At 62.7% G+C, this 13,477-nt stretch carries 12 protein-coding genes; 11 read left to right on the forward strand and 1 reads right to left on the reverse strand.

Annotated features, from left to right (window positions below):
- Window positions 1–205: 205 nt before the first annotated feature.
- The 7 genes from VNW74_RS30355 (at window position 206) to VNW74_RS30385 (ending at window position 7,589) form a co-directional block, all read left to right on the forward strand.
- Window positions 206–1,567 (forward strand): NAD(P)/FAD-dependent oxidoreductase, encoded by a 1,362-nt coding sequence (locus tag VNW74_RS30355; protein WP_325683893.1) that lies wholly within the window; start codon window positions 206–208, stop codon window positions 1,565–1,567.
- Window positions 1,560–2,624, forward strand: a complete 1,065-nt coding sequence (locus tag VNW74_RS30360; RefSeq protein ID WP_325683831.1) for a phosphotransferase family protein — start codon at window positions 1,560–1,562, stop codon at window positions 2,622–2,624. The genes VNW74_RS30355 and VNW74_RS30360 overlap by 8 nt, the downstream gene beginning before the upstream one ends.
- A gap of 12 nt (window positions 2,625–2,636) precedes the next feature.
- The gene (locus VNW74_RS30365; protein ID WP_325683833.1) at window positions 2,637–3,653 is read left to right on the forward strand and encodes a DUF7064 domain-containing protein; all 1,017 of its coding nucleotides are present in this window, start codon (window positions 2,637–2,639) and stop codon (window positions 3,651–3,653) included.
- 5 nt (window positions 3,654–3,658) lie between these two features.
- Window positions 3,659–4,480, forward strand: a complete 822-nt coding sequence (locus tag VNW74_RS30370) for an enoyl-CoA hydratase/isomerase family protein (RefSeq protein WP_325683835.1) — start codon at window positions 3,659–3,661, stop codon at window positions 4,478–4,480.
- Window positions 4,481–4,599: 119 nt separating this feature from the next.
- Entirely contained in the window at window positions 4,600–5,271 is a 672-nt protein-coding gene (locus VNW74_RS30375) for a TetR/AcrR family transcriptional regulator (RefSeq protein ID WP_325683837.1), read from the forward strand.
- A 158-nt stretch (window positions 5,272–5,429) separates the two neighbouring features.
- The gene (locus VNW74_RS30380) at window positions 5,430–6,176 is read left to right on the forward strand and encodes a hypothetical protein (RefSeq protein ID WP_325683839.1); all 747 of its coding nucleotides are present in this window, start codon (window positions 5,430–5,432) and stop codon (window positions 6,174–6,176) included.
- Window positions 6,177–6,365: 189 nt separating this feature from the next.
- Entirely contained in the window at window positions 6,366–7,589 is a 1,224-nt protein-coding gene (locus VNW74_RS30385; protein ID WP_325683841.1) for a phosphotransferase, read from the forward strand.
- A gap of 35 nt (window positions 7,590–7,624) precedes the next feature.
- On the opposite strand, the gene VNW74_RS30390 is transcribed toward VNW74_RS30385, so the two are convergent.
- Entirely contained in the window at window positions 7,625–8,287 is a 663-nt protein-coding gene (locus VNW74_RS30390) for a TetR/AcrR family transcriptional regulator (RefSeq protein ID WP_325683843.1), read from the reverse strand.
- Window positions 8,288–8,365: 78 nt separating this feature from the next.
- Between VNW74_RS30390 and VNW74_RS30395 the strand changes: the two genes are divergently transcribed.
- From VNW74_RS30395 to VNW74_RS30410, 4 genes are all read left to right on the forward strand, one after another.
- Entirely contained in the window at window positions 8,366–9,475 is a 1,110-nt protein-coding gene (locus VNW74_RS30395; RefSeq protein WP_325683845.1) for a spirocyclase AveC family protein, read from the forward strand.
- Window positions 9,472–10,824, forward strand: a complete 1,353-nt coding sequence (locus tag VNW74_RS30400; protein ID WP_325683846.1) for a protoporphyrinogen/coproporphyrinogen oxidase — start codon at window positions 9,472–9,474, stop codon at window positions 10,822–10,824. The genes VNW74_RS30395 and VNW74_RS30400 overlap by 4 nt, the downstream gene beginning before the upstream one ends.
- 39 nt (window positions 10,825–10,863) lie before the next feature.
- A complete protein-coding gene (locus tag VNW74_RS30405) occupies window positions 10,864–11,688 on the forward strand; it encodes a hypothetical protein (RefSeq protein ID WP_325683847.1) in 825 nt (274 codons plus the stop codon).
- Window positions 11,689–11,816: 128 nt separating this feature from the next.
- Window positions 11,817–13,388 (forward strand): NAD(P)/FAD-dependent oxidoreductase, encoded by a 1,572-nt coding sequence (locus tag VNW74_RS30410; protein ID WP_325683849.1) that lies wholly within the window; start codon window positions 11,817–11,819, stop codon window positions 13,386–13,388.
- Window positions 13,389–13,477 lie beyond the last annotated feature (89 nt).

The following is a 13,477-nucleotide window of genomic DNA, read 5'->3' on the forward strand; positions in this document are numbered from 1 at the left end:
CTCTTATGCGTTGATACACTACCTCGCGGGCCGTGATTTTCACTCTGATGGACGTGATGGGGTTGGGCAGATGTAATTCGCGGCTGGGTCGCTGCAGACTTTTCAGTAAACGATGGTTGACAACGGCCATTTATAAACCTTACTGTCTCAAAATAACCTCCGACACGAGAGTCGCAGAAGCCACAAGGTGCCCCGCCCATCAACTGTGAAGCCGCGGCGAGCGGTTGTCGCCGGCGCTGGAATCGCCGGCCTCACCGCCGCGTACCGCCTGCAGCAAGCTGGCTGGGGGGTAGAAGTCTTCGAAGCGGAACCCCGTGCGGGTGGACGCGTCGAGACAATCGTGCGACAAGGGTATTGCGTCGATACCGGTGCGACGGCATTCGCTGCGCGTTATCCGGTCGCCACGCAGCTGGCCAGAGAGCTGAATCTGCGCATCGTTGACACGGCCCCGTATCTCGGCGTGTACCGAGATGGCCGAGTCCGACTGTTACGCCTCGACCGGTTGATCCGGTCGGGGCTGACAACCGACGTGCTGACCTTGTCCACCAAGCTCAGGCTCGCGCGAGTGGTAGTCGACGTCGTGCGAGCGACTCTGCGCGGCATGCTGTCGTACGACGACTTGCGCGCCGCCGCACCGCTTGACACCGAGACGGCTCGCGATTACCTACGCAGGCTGGCCGGCGCCGAGGCCGACGCCTACTTCGGCGAACCCATCACGCGTGCGCTGTTGCTTGCCAACTCAGACAAGGTCAGCCGCGTCGAGCTGATGTCGGGTCTGGTCAATGCGGTCGCCGGCCGGCTGTCCACGCTGGCGGGTGGACAGGCTGCAATCATCGACGCACTGCTGTCACGGGTACACACAGTGCACTTGCGCTCCCCCGTGCTCTCGCTGACCGACACCGCCGACGGCGTCCATCTGAGTTATCGCGGTCCCGACGGCGAGACGAAGAGCGTCGAAGCCGACGCCTGCGTCGTCGCCACCCCGTTGCCGATAGCGGCCACCATCTGCGAGCCGGCCAGAACACAGCTCGGCCCGCTCAACGAAAAGCTGCGCTTCACCCAGGCGATCAACGTCGCCATCGGAACGACACGACCGGCGAATACGCCGGCGTTCCTAGTCCAGCTGCCGGCCGCCGAGGACCGCGAGATCTGCATGATCATCATCGAAAACAACAAGGCGTCCGACCGCGCACCGACCGGCCACGGCCTAGTTTCGGTGTGCTGGGAGATGTCGGCAGCCGCGGCGTGGATGCACCGCTCCGATGACGAACTCATCGCGCGCTCGCTGCAAACAGTCCTGCGGTTGTTCCCCGAATTGCGGGGCACGGTCGATTTCACCTATGTGCGCCGCTGGCCAGTGGCATTGCCGCAGACGTCTGTTGGCGTCTATCAGCGGATCGCCGAGTTCACCTCGAGCATCGATCCGGCATCGCGCATCCAATTCGCCGGTGACTATCTGTCGCAGACCGGCCAGAACACGGCCGTCGCCTGGGGCAACCGCGCCGCGGCCAATTTGCATAGGCACCACGGTCATTGGCGCCACACGAAGGAGTTCGCTCATGGCTGATGTGCAGTCGATGCTCAGCTCGGTGATCGGCGCGGGCAAGACCGCCGTTCACAAGATCGGAGCCGATGAGATCCGTCACTTCATCGTGAACCAGCCCAACGTCGACGGCGAAGTCGACGTGACGGTCATCGGTGATGCGGGTGAAGTCGGCGCGTCAAATGGCACAGTGCTGTTCGATGCCACCTTCGACACCGGCCAAGGCCGCGTCACACACGAACTGGTGCTGCGCAATGCGCCGGTCAGCGACAATCGGTTGTTCTTTGAATACGACATGTCACGACAGTTCCGGCTACAGCGGGCTCTGCACGGCAGCGACGTACCGGTGCCAGAGCCGTTGTGGCTCGACCCCGATGGCCGCTGGCTCGGCACATCCGGCTATGTCATGGCGCGGGTACGAGGAAGGGGGCAGCACCCCGCGGCCTTCATCCAGGGCCCGATTGCCGAGGCCTCGCCGGCCGACCGCGAGGAGATGCTTGGCCAGGTCATGGCGGCGCTGGTCGCCATCCACAACACCGATATCCAAGCGCGTGGGCTGCAGGACTTCGTGATGAATGCGCCCGGTGTCGCACCGCTGGAACGGCTGATCAACTGGTATTGGCGGACCTGGGATTGGGTGCGCCTACCGGTGTTCGAGCGTCTTGTACCGGCGCGCCGCTGGCTGCTCAATCACCTGCCCGACGGCGCGCCGGAGCTGATGCATGGCGACTCCACGCTGCAGAACTACTTTTTCGACGGCACGCGGTTGAGCGCGGTCCTGGACTGGGAGATGTCGAGCCTCGGTCGCGCCGAGGCGGATCTGGCGCTGCAATGCCTCAGCAACCGGATATTCGCGGCCGCACCCGACAGCGGGCTGTTACAGCCGCCCAGCGAAGAGGAATGGCTGGCCATGTACCACGCCGCCGGCGGTCGTCAGCTGCGCGACTTCGATTACTTCAAGAAGTTCGCGGCCTACATGATCATCGTGGCGGTCAGTGCTCTGCAGCGCAATATGACCGAAGCCGAACGCGCGGCCCAAGCACCGCTGTTACAGCCATGTTGGCAGCTCGTCGAATCCTGAAGGGAGCCTTAAGTGTCCACTGAAACGCACGCGAAGGCGTTCTGGGAAGAAAAGAACGTATCGTTCAAGACCGCCGCACCCGAGGATGACCTACTGCATCGGCAGTTCAAGGACGTGAACCGATCGCCGACACTCACCGAAACACAATTCTTCGGTTTCAGCGTCCCAGAGGAGGACATCCACGCGCTCACGTATCTGTGGCACCACCCGAACCTGGGCGTTGTGTCCGGCGGTGCCTGGGTCTGGCAAGGCGTTAAACAACATGTGCTCCAATCCGAACTGTTTAACTGGACCTCCTTCATGAGCGAGGATGTCCTCGGAAACGACTTATGGGACTACAAGTTCGACAACGGCTACCACGTGCAGACGATCGCACCCCTCAAGAAGCATCGGCTGCGTTATGCCGACGAAGCCCGGCAGAATGCATTCGACATCGAGGTCGACGCCTTGATGGAGCCCATGCTGCTGCAAACCGGCATGCACTTCGAGCAGGCGATGCACGCACGCGGCGAACTCAGGTTGCGCGGCAAGACGTACGAGGTGGACTGCACGCATGTGCGCGATCGGTCGTGGGGGCAAAGCCGCAGCGAACAACACGCGCCGACGCCGCCGATTGACTGGATGACCGGTGTCTTCAACCAGAACTTCATGTTCGGCTGTACCGCATACGACCATCCAGATCTCGAACCCGATTGGAAAGGGCATCTGCAGATTCCCGGAGACGATCCGACAAAGGGTGGCTGGGTTTACCGTGCGGGCGAGTTGATTCCGGTCGTATCGACTCGCAAGCGCGTCAGTCACGACTATTCGACGCTGGTACCCACCACCGCCGAGATGTTGATGACGGACGCGAGCGGCCGCGACTACGAGATCCGCGGCGAAGTCGTTGCAGCCAACCGCATTCCCGTGTGGCCGAATATGGACACCTGGATCTGCCTCGCACGATGGGAGTGTGAAGGCCAGATTTGCTACGGCGACCTACAACAGGTGCAGTGGCACGACTACGTACGACAGTTCTTAGGACGGTAACGGCGATGGTGTCCTCAATCCCTACCACCGACCACACGCAGCCCACAACGGATGTGCTCGTCGAGCATGACGACACCGTGGGCGTGATCACCATCAACCGGCCGGCGCGACTCAACGCGGTCACCCCCGCCGCGGCCGACACGCTGAGGTCGGCGTTCCTCGAGTTGGAAGCCGACAGCCGCATCCGCGCTGTTGTGCTCACCGGCGCCGGGCGGGGATTCTGCGCGGGCGCCGACATCTCCGGCGATGTGGGCGACGCCCGCCAGGTACTCCTGGATGCGTGGAACCCGTTGGTGATGACGATGCGCTCACTACAGCTACCCATCATCGCGGCGATCAACGGCGTGGCGGCCGGCGCCGGCGTCTCATTGGCGCTGGCGTGTGACCTGCGGGTCGCGGCCCCGTCAGCGCGATTCGAGTTGTCGTTCGCCAAGATTGGGCTGATGCCCGACGCGGGCCTGACGTGGCTACTTCCCCGCGTCGTCGGATTGGGACGCGCCAACGAACTAGCATTCCTCGGCGGGCGTCTGTCAGCGGCCGAGGCGCGTGATTGGGGCCTGGTGAACCGCCTGTCCGAGGATGGTCAGGCGGTTACTGATGCGGTCGCAATGGCCCGGCGTTTCGCCGAACTGTCGGTGAGCGTGGCGGCGATCAAGCAAGCACATCATCGGGGCCTCGAAACCGACTTCGCCAGTCAGCTGAAGTACGAAGCGGACACCCAGGGCCGGCTTCAGCAGCAACCCGATTTCGCTGAAGCAACACAGGCGTTCGCCGCCAAGCGGCCACCGCGGCTGGCCGAACGCACGCCCCCAGCCAGGACGCCATGAGATGACAAGCCAGGAATGGCGGACGCGGTCACCAAGAAGCTCGGCCAAAGCCCAGTTGTTCATGGTTATACCGAGGGCGAATGCCGGGCTCACCGGTTAACCTGCGCTACCGTTGAGAAATGCCCAGACGTAACGACCGTTCAGAACAGATCCTGCGCACAGCGATGCACCTGTTCCACGAGCGCGGCTTTGACGGCGTCGGTGTGGATCTCATCGGCGAGAAGGCGGGGGTGTCCGGGCCGGCGATCTATCGCTATTTCAGCGGTAAGGACGAGATCCTGATGACGCTTCTGGACGAGGCGATCGACCGGGTCCTGATGTCGACAGGCGGCCAATTCGATGATCCACGGGAGGAGCTGGAGCACTTGGTGCGGGGCCACGTGCAGCGGGCCCTTGAAGAGCGTGAACTCATGAGCGTGTGGACCAGAGAACGCAATTCGATTCCCAAGGCGTACAGGTCAAGGTTGAGCGCCCGGATCAAGCGCTACATCGACCGGTGGGTGGATTGCCTTCATGCCTGTTACCCGAACCAGTCGCGCGATGTGCTCAATGCGGCCGTGCACGCGACTCACGGACTGATCGACTCAACCTCCATGTGGCCGGAAAAGTCGCTGCGGACGGCCGGGCTCGCTGACATCCTGACCGGGATCGCCCTGCAAGGGTTGGAGTGGTTGGGCACCGACGCGTCCGGCACGGCGTCGGCACCGAAGAGCGTTCGGCAAAAGAAGCCTCCGGTCGTTGGTTCCGAGGTAACACCGCTGCGCAGCCGCAAGCCGCGTATCGCCCGCTAGTCGGGCGTAGTGGGCTTTGACCCTGCGACGAAACGTCAGTTCGATGGTTTGAGTAAACGCACGTTAACAAATCTGCTAGATTTCAACGTAGCGTGGTAGACGCCGTCGGGCGCCCCTATTCATCGCGGCGGCCACGGGCGAACCTGAAGGAGACGCCAATGGATCCCTTGACCAAATCCCGAATCCAAATGTTTGGCGTGTGGTGTGCAATCGCGTATCTGGTTGCCCTGTTCATCGGCTGGGGTGCGATAGCCGGGTTCTTACCGCCGACTGCCCCTTCGGCCAACGCCGCCCAGATCGCTGCGCTCTACCACAGCGACTACACGCGAATTCGCATCGGGATGCTGGTGGTGATGCTCGCCGCGTTGATCTTCATCCCGTTCGCGGCGGTGACATCGCAATTCATCGCACGCATCGAGGGGACCGCCGGCGTCTTGACCTACACCTTCCTACTGGGCGCGGCCGGCAACATGGTGCTGACCTTCTATCCGGCGGTCTGGTGGTTGACCGCGGCCTTTCGTCCTGACCGCCGCGCCGAGCTGATCCACCTGATGAACGACATGGCGTGGTTGCAGTTTCTCGGCGGCGTCACCATGTACCTCGCTATGCCGCTGTCGGTGATGGTCGCCTCGCTGTGCGACAAAAGTGCGGAGCCGGTGTTTCCGCGATGGTGTGGGTATACCAACGGCTGGTTGGCGTTGACGGTCTTACCCGATCAGCTGCTGTTCTTTTTCTACAAGGGCCCGTTCGCGTGGAACGGCCTGTTCGGCATCTGGGTCCCGGTCGTCGTCTTCAGCGGTTTTTTCATCGTCAACTTCGTCGTGCTGCGTCGAGCGATTCACCGCGAGCGCCTTTCCATCGTGGCGCTGCCTACCGCACCGGCCGCGGCGGCACACAGCGCCTGACATGACCACTCACCGCCGCTGACGAATCCGCAATGCGCTGGCCACCACGTCGGCGGCGACCACAATCGTGCGTGGGGGAACGAACGCTCCGGCGGGGACTGTCGCTTGATTCGCTGAATCTGGCTGCATAATTTTGATATTGATGGTATCAATAACCGAGTGGTTGCGTCGTCGCGAAAGAAGAACCTCATGCCCGAGTCGCTTACCCAGAAGATCAGGGTCGCCGGCCAGTTGGGCCGAATCGGCGCGCACATCATCAGTGAGCGTCTAAGCCGTCCGAAACCCACGACCCTCGCTGAAATCCCGCCGTCGGTGGACGCGCTGACACCCGAGTGGCTGACGGCCGCCTTGTGCCACGGACACCCGGGAGCATGGGTCACCGCGGTGTCGAGCGGCTCAGGAAGCGACGGGTCGACCAGCAGGCGAGTGCTGACCATCGACTACAACGACGTTGGCCGCCAAGCGGGACTTCCGACGTCGGTATTTACCAAGTCCACGCCCAAGTTCACCTCGCGAGCAATTACCGTTCCGTCAGCAGCATTGACGTGCGAGGCGCTGTTCTACGACCGCATCCGACCCACCCTCGACATCGAGGCCCCGCGTGGCTACTACATGACGGTGGATAACAGATCCGGACGCTCGATGTTCCTGATGGAAGACGTGGCGAGCGCCAAGAACGCGACATTTGGCGACCCGACCAAACATTACATCGACCGGACCCGGGCCGAAGCGATCGTTAACACGTTGGCTACCGTCCACGGAACACTGTGGGAGAGCCCCCGCTTCGCCGGTGATCTGGCAATCGTCAAGGATGCGCACAGGTGGCAGATCGACGTCAACGAGACAATCGCTTTTCCGCGTCGCACGCTGATCGGCTTCGACCGCGCGGCGTCGGTCTTCCCCGCGGGGTTCCGTCGTCGCCGGGCCGAGGTCTTCCCGGCGCTGATGACCTCCCTGGCGATGCATAACTCGGCACCCAACACACTGCTGCATTCCGATGTGCATTCCCGCAACTGGTATCTGACGCCCAACGGTGGGATGGGCCTGTACGACTGGCAACTCATCAGTCGCGGCATATGGGCCCTCGATGTCTCCTACGCGCTCAATTCCGCGCTGACCGTGGATGATCGGCGCAGCTGGGAGCGGGAGCTCATCGAGTTGTATGTCGACCGCCTGCATGCCGCGGGAGGACCCGCCCTCTCGTTCGAGGAGGCCTGGCTGGCGTACCGCCAACAAGCCTTCCACGGCCTGGTGTTCTGGCTGTACACCATCGGCGCCGGCCGGCTCCAGCCGGCCATGCAACCCGACGAAGTATCGCTGGCCAACCTCGAGCGCATGACGACCATGATCGACGACTTGGATTCCTTTGGCGCCTTGCAGCGGTCTTCGGCTGCGTCAGCACGATTGCCGTAAACCGCTTTCACCGCGCCGACCCCGCTGAACGTCAGTTACGCGCGCTCTCGAACGGAAGCGTGAGATACCGCCGCCTCCTTCACCGAATAGCGCTGCGCGAGCCGCGCGCGCCAGGCTTTGATCTCTCCGGCGAAGTCGTAGCCATCGCGGCGCAGGGCCGACCTGAAGCACAGTCCGATCGCGTACGAGACGAACACTTCTGCCTCGCGCGCGGGATCGAGGTCGCTTCTGACCGAGCCGTCCGCTCGGCCCCCGGCGAGGTGGTCGGCGAGTTCAGCCTCGTAGTCGGCGATGAGGCGATCGAACCAGCCGGCGAAGTTCTGCAAAGCGGCGGGCGTCTCGAAGGTGAGCACCATCATCGCCCGCATCGTTTCGGGTTCTCGCTCAACCGCATCCAGCAGATCGTCCAGCTGACCAAGAACACGATCCAGGCCAGTGCCGCCACGCTCGCGTCGCACTGCGGGAAGCAATAGTTCGGCGAAGGTATCGAAAACCGACTGCAGCAACGCCTCTTTGGAACCGTAACGGTCACGGACCATGTTGCGGCTAAAGCCCGCGTTGATGCCGATCTCGACCGCGGTCGTGCGTTCGTAGCCTTGACGGGCGAACAGCTGGATCGCGGAGGCGATGAGGGCGAGCGTCGACTCCTCGACGCGCTCCTGATTGGTCCGCGGTGGGCGTTTGATCACACTGGGCACGTCATGAGTGTACGACGATTCTGTCGACAAACAGATAAATATCTGTTCACTGACAGATCGGTCTGTTACCGTGGTCAGATGCTCGATGAACGCCCGTTAACGGCAAAGAAGCCGGTGGGGGTCGACGCGGCGGGCCCGGATCCCGTCGCGGCTCAGCGGACATGGGCGAAGGTGTGGATCGTGCACGGCTTCCTGTGGCTTGCACTGATCGCCTACTGCTGGACCATGTGGGTCGTCAGCGGCGACTTCACCCCCAACACGCTCGGCCGAGGTGAAGAGCCCACCTGGTACGTGGTCCTGGTTCGCTGCGTCGAAGTGATCTTTGGAATTTTCATCACCGGCTGGATCCTGTGGCACTTCGTGATCGGCCCGAAGCTGCGCACCGGCCGCTTCAGCTTTGACGGCCTGTTCTTTCTCGCTGGTTGGTTGATGTTCTTCCAGGAGCCCTGGATCGATTGGACCGCTTACCAATTCCAATACGCCACAACGTTCGTCAACTTCGGCAGCTGGCTGTCGCACATCCCCGGTTGGAGTTCGGGCAACGGGCAGCTGATTCCGGTGCCGATGGTGTATTTCACCGCCTACTTGTGGATGTGCGCGATGTCGGGTTATGCCGGGTCCCGGTACATGACCCATCAGCGCAAAAAAGATCCATCCCGCAGCGTATTTCGCCTTATCGTGCAGACCTATCTCGTGATGATCGTCGGCGACTTCATCGTCGAGCTGATCATGACCAGGACCGGGCTGATCAGCTACTCGTCGACCATCCCGTGGCTGACGCTGTTCGCCGGCACCGATCACCAGTTCCCGATCTACGAGCCGCTCAGTTGGCCGGGAACGTTCATTATCTTGAGCTGCCTGCACTTCTTCCGCGATGACCGTGGCAGGTCCTGGCCCGAACGCGGCATCGACAAACTGAAGTTCAAGCGGGAAGGCACCAAGACCTTCGCGAGGTTCTGCGCGATCGCCGGCGCCGCACAATTGGCGATCTTGATCGCCTTCAATATGCCGTACTGGTTCTACGCGTTGCACTCCGGGCCCATGCCCAAGGCGCACATCGAACGAGCCTGGCGCAACGGTGGGGTGTGCGGCCCCACGACCGCCTTCAATTGCCCCGATCCGAAGCTGCCGATCTCACGTCAATCAGCACCGGATCGACCCGAGCTTCTGCCAAGGAGGCATCAATGACACAGCACAGCACCGCCGCGGTAGTCGGGGGCGGCATCGCCGGGATGGCGGCTGCCTACGAGCTGATGAAAGCCGGTTTTCAGGTCACTGTGTTCGAGACCCGCGACCGGGTGGGCGGGCGGATCTGGACCGTGCGCAAGGGCGACTTCGTGATGGATCTGGGTACCGCCGTGTATCTCGGGACCTACCGCGAGGCGGTCGCGATGATCCATGAGGTCGGCTTGAGCAACGAGTTCGTCGAAACGCCAGTGATTTTCGGGATGCCGCGACAGGGCAAGCAACACTACCTCGATCTGGCGAAGCCGATCCGTGCGAGCTTGGGCACGCAGGTGATCTCCTGGCCGGCCAAGATCAAAGCGCTGCGACTGTTCGCGGACGTCTTCAAGCACCGGGCCAGCCTCGGCTATGACACCTATGACGGGCTCGCCGAGATCGACAACGAAACCGTCTACGACTACTGCCACCGGGTGCTCAACAACGAGCTTGCCCGTTATATCGCTGCGCCGCTGGTCAGCGGCACCTGGGTCCACGAGGATCACGACACCTCGGTGGCCCTTCTGCACTGGACGGTGCGCAACATGCTGGTCAAGTCGGTGTTCAACCTGACCTCCGGCGTGGCCGGGCTCCCCGTCAAGTTGGCGACGCTGGTCGACACGAAGCTCGAGCACACCGTCACCAACGTCACCGACAACGGTTCCGCCGTCGAAGTCACCTACACGACCCCCTCGTCTGGCGAACAGACCCAAACCTTCGACACCGCCGTGATAGCGACGACAGCCCCACCCGCGCTGCAGATGTATCCGCAAATGGACGAAAACCACCGCGGCCTTTACGAAACCGCCCGGTACCACCGGTTGGGCAACGTATCGCTCGGGTTCTCGGCGCGACCGGACGATCCGGGAACCTTCTCGATGGTCTCCCCCTACGACGACCCCGACACCATCGCCGTGATCGCGGACCACAACAAGGCGCCGGGCAGAGCACCGGCGGGCAAGGGCCTCATCTCGGTGTTGCTGTCACCCGCCTATCTCAACCGAACCGACGACCGCGACGACGACTACCTGGTCGATCACGCGCTGGAGCGGGTCAAGTACTACTACGGCAAGCTTCCCGGCGACCTGGAGCAGCACGCACTGTTCCGCTGGCCGGAATCCGTTCCGGTGCTCGACAAAGGTCGCTTCAAGCGAATAGCCGACTTCCGCAAGAAGATCGACCGCAGTTCACGGGTGCAGTTCGCCAGCGACCTGGACCGCATCCCGGGCCTCAACGGAGGGTTGGTTAGCGGCAAGGAAGCAGCAGCCCGTGTCTCGGCTCTGTTCGCCGACAAAATGTCGGCGAGTGTCGGCTAGTCGGGGCTCATCGGTAACGCAACGGACGGGAAGCGCACCATGACAACCTCAGTACTCGCGATCGCACAGCCACCCTGGGGCATGACCACTCCGGCAACAGCGCAGACGATCATCACCGTGGTCCTGGCGGTGGTGGTGGCGGCCTTCGTGGCTGCGGCGCTGATTGATTGGAGACGATCCGGGTCGCCGGCCTTCTTGCTGATGTTGGTCGGCGGTTACGTCTGCTCATTCAATGAAGCGACGGTCGACGTGCTCGGCCATTGCTTCTTCCCCGTCGATGGGGTCATCGCCTATAGCGCCTTCGGCAGATCCATTCCGGTGTGGGTGGTGCTGGCGTACGTCGTCTTCTTCGGTGGGCTGTCGTACGTGATGGCGTCGGCGTTCAAACGAGGCACCAGCCACCGGGCGATGTGGTACGGCATCGGCATTTTCGGCGTTCTCAACGTCTTGCTGGAGATCCCGATGCTGCGCGCCGGGCTGTACGTCTACTACGGGAATCAACCCTTTGCGATCGGTGGCTTCCCGGTCAGTTGGCTGGTGATCAACAGCCTGGGTTCACTGTTCGGCGCCGTGGTGGCCGTCCGGCTGTCGTGGTTTTTCACCGGCGGCCGGCAGCTGTTGCTCGTGTTCGTGCCGTTCGCGACCTATATGGCGTCTTGGGTACTGGCGATGCCGTACTTCGCAATCACCAACACCGACATGCCCACCGGGGTGCGGATGGCGGCGGCGCTGCTCAGCATGGTGCTCGGGGTGATCGCGATCGACGGCCTCATTCGGATAGGAACCGGCCGGTGGCGCCTGCTGCCGCCGCAAACCTCTGAGACGCTCACCGGGAACCGGAAGCATGCGTATTCACATTCTTAAGCTACGACGGAACGATCGTTACGTTCGAGCCGGGGCGGAGCTAGTGTTGACCCCGCCAAAGGTCGATGAAAGAGCCTATATTCCCCGAATTCTTACTGCCCTATCCCGACTGACCTAGGATTCTAGTTATGGAAACGTTCGATTACATCGTAGTGGGCGCGGGACACAACGGGCTATGCGCGGCAGCCACCCTCGCTGAGCAGGGCCGCTCGGTGTGTGTGGTCGAGCGGCTGCCGATTCTGGGCGGTCTTTCGGCAAGCTACCCCTACCTGCAGGACGCGCCCGAGCACAAGCTGAGCATCGGGGCGATGGATGACCTTTTCATGGCACAGACACCGCTCGCCCGCCAGATGCGACTGGCCGACTTCGGTTATGACACAGTCCCCCTGGCGCATCCCTACGGGTGGATGAACGAGGATGGCGACACACTGCTGCTGTGGGGAGACTTCGCCCGCACGCTGGACGACATCCGGTACTTCTCCCCGAAGGACGCACGCACCTACGAGCAACTCCGGGGACCGATCGACTGGGTGATGGACCTCGTCGACATTCTCACGGTTCAGGACGCCTCGGCATGGGGCAAGCTTGATTTCGCCAAATACCTGCTGCGTCACCGCCCTGACCGGGCCACCCGCCGCTTCATCAGCAGCATGCTGGCACTCAACGTCTTCGAACTCATCTCGGAAACCTTTGAATCCGACGCCATGCGCGGCCTGTGGGCCTACTGGTCGTCAATGGTGGGCCCGGCGGACGCCGTCGGCTCGGGCGCCTACTTCCTCGGTTTCGCCGGCGTGCACCGCCACCTCGGTGTCCAACGGCCCCGCGGCGGCATGACAAACCTGGTCGAGGCGTTCAAGGGCAAGCTGCAGAGCCACGGCGGCGTGGTGCGGCTGGGCAACGGGGTCAAGCAAATCCGCGTCGACGCCGGACGCGCCACCGGAGTCTTGCTCGATGACGAAACCGAGCTACGCGCACGACGCGGGGTCGTCTCAAACGCCGCAGCGCAAATCACCCTGGGCAAGCTGGTCCCGCAAGACCAGCTGAGCCGCGAAGACCGCAACAAGGTCGCGCTCATTCCGGCGAATTCGATCAACGCCGCCGCGTTCAAGATCGATGTTGCGACGGCGGGCCGCGTCGGTTACCCGAAGGCCGAAGCGGCCCGAGCCAAACGTGATGGCGAGGACATCCGTACTACCACCTTTATGACCGGAACCCTCGAGGACCACATCGAGCAGATGTACGCGATGAAGCGGGGAGTCAATGTGGACACTCCCCCGGTGTACATGGCCATCTTGTCGGCGCCCGATCGGTCGATCGCCTCAGCCGAGGGTGACGTGCTCTACCTGCACTCGAATGTGCCGGGCTATCCGAGCAACGGGTGGGACGTCAACAAAGACGCCTACACCGAACAGATCTGGAAATCGAGCCTGCGCTTCCTCGGTGGTCTAGAGACGGAGATCGGGCGGGTCGTGTCGACCCCGCAGGATCTGGAGAACCGCTTCGCCGCACCCGCGGGCGCGTACTTCCACGTCGACATGCTGGTTACCCGGTTGGGTAAGAATCGCCCGGCACACGGCCTCGGCGGTTACAACACCCCGATCAAGGCGCTCTACCAGACTGGCGCCGGCACGCATCCCACCGGCGGGGTGGTCGGGTGGCCGGGACGGCTGGCCGCCCAGCATGCACTCCGAAACGAATAAATGCGACAAGGCAACTCGACGTGAATGAGGAGGACGGCCGATGCCTAACATGAACCTGACGGCCCAACGACTGTGCGTGTGGTGCGGTC

The sequence above is a fragment of the Mycobacterium sp. genome, assembly GCF_035570115.1.
GTDB lineage: Bacteria > Actinomycetota > Actinomycetes > Mycobacteriales > Mycobacteriaceae > Mycobacterium.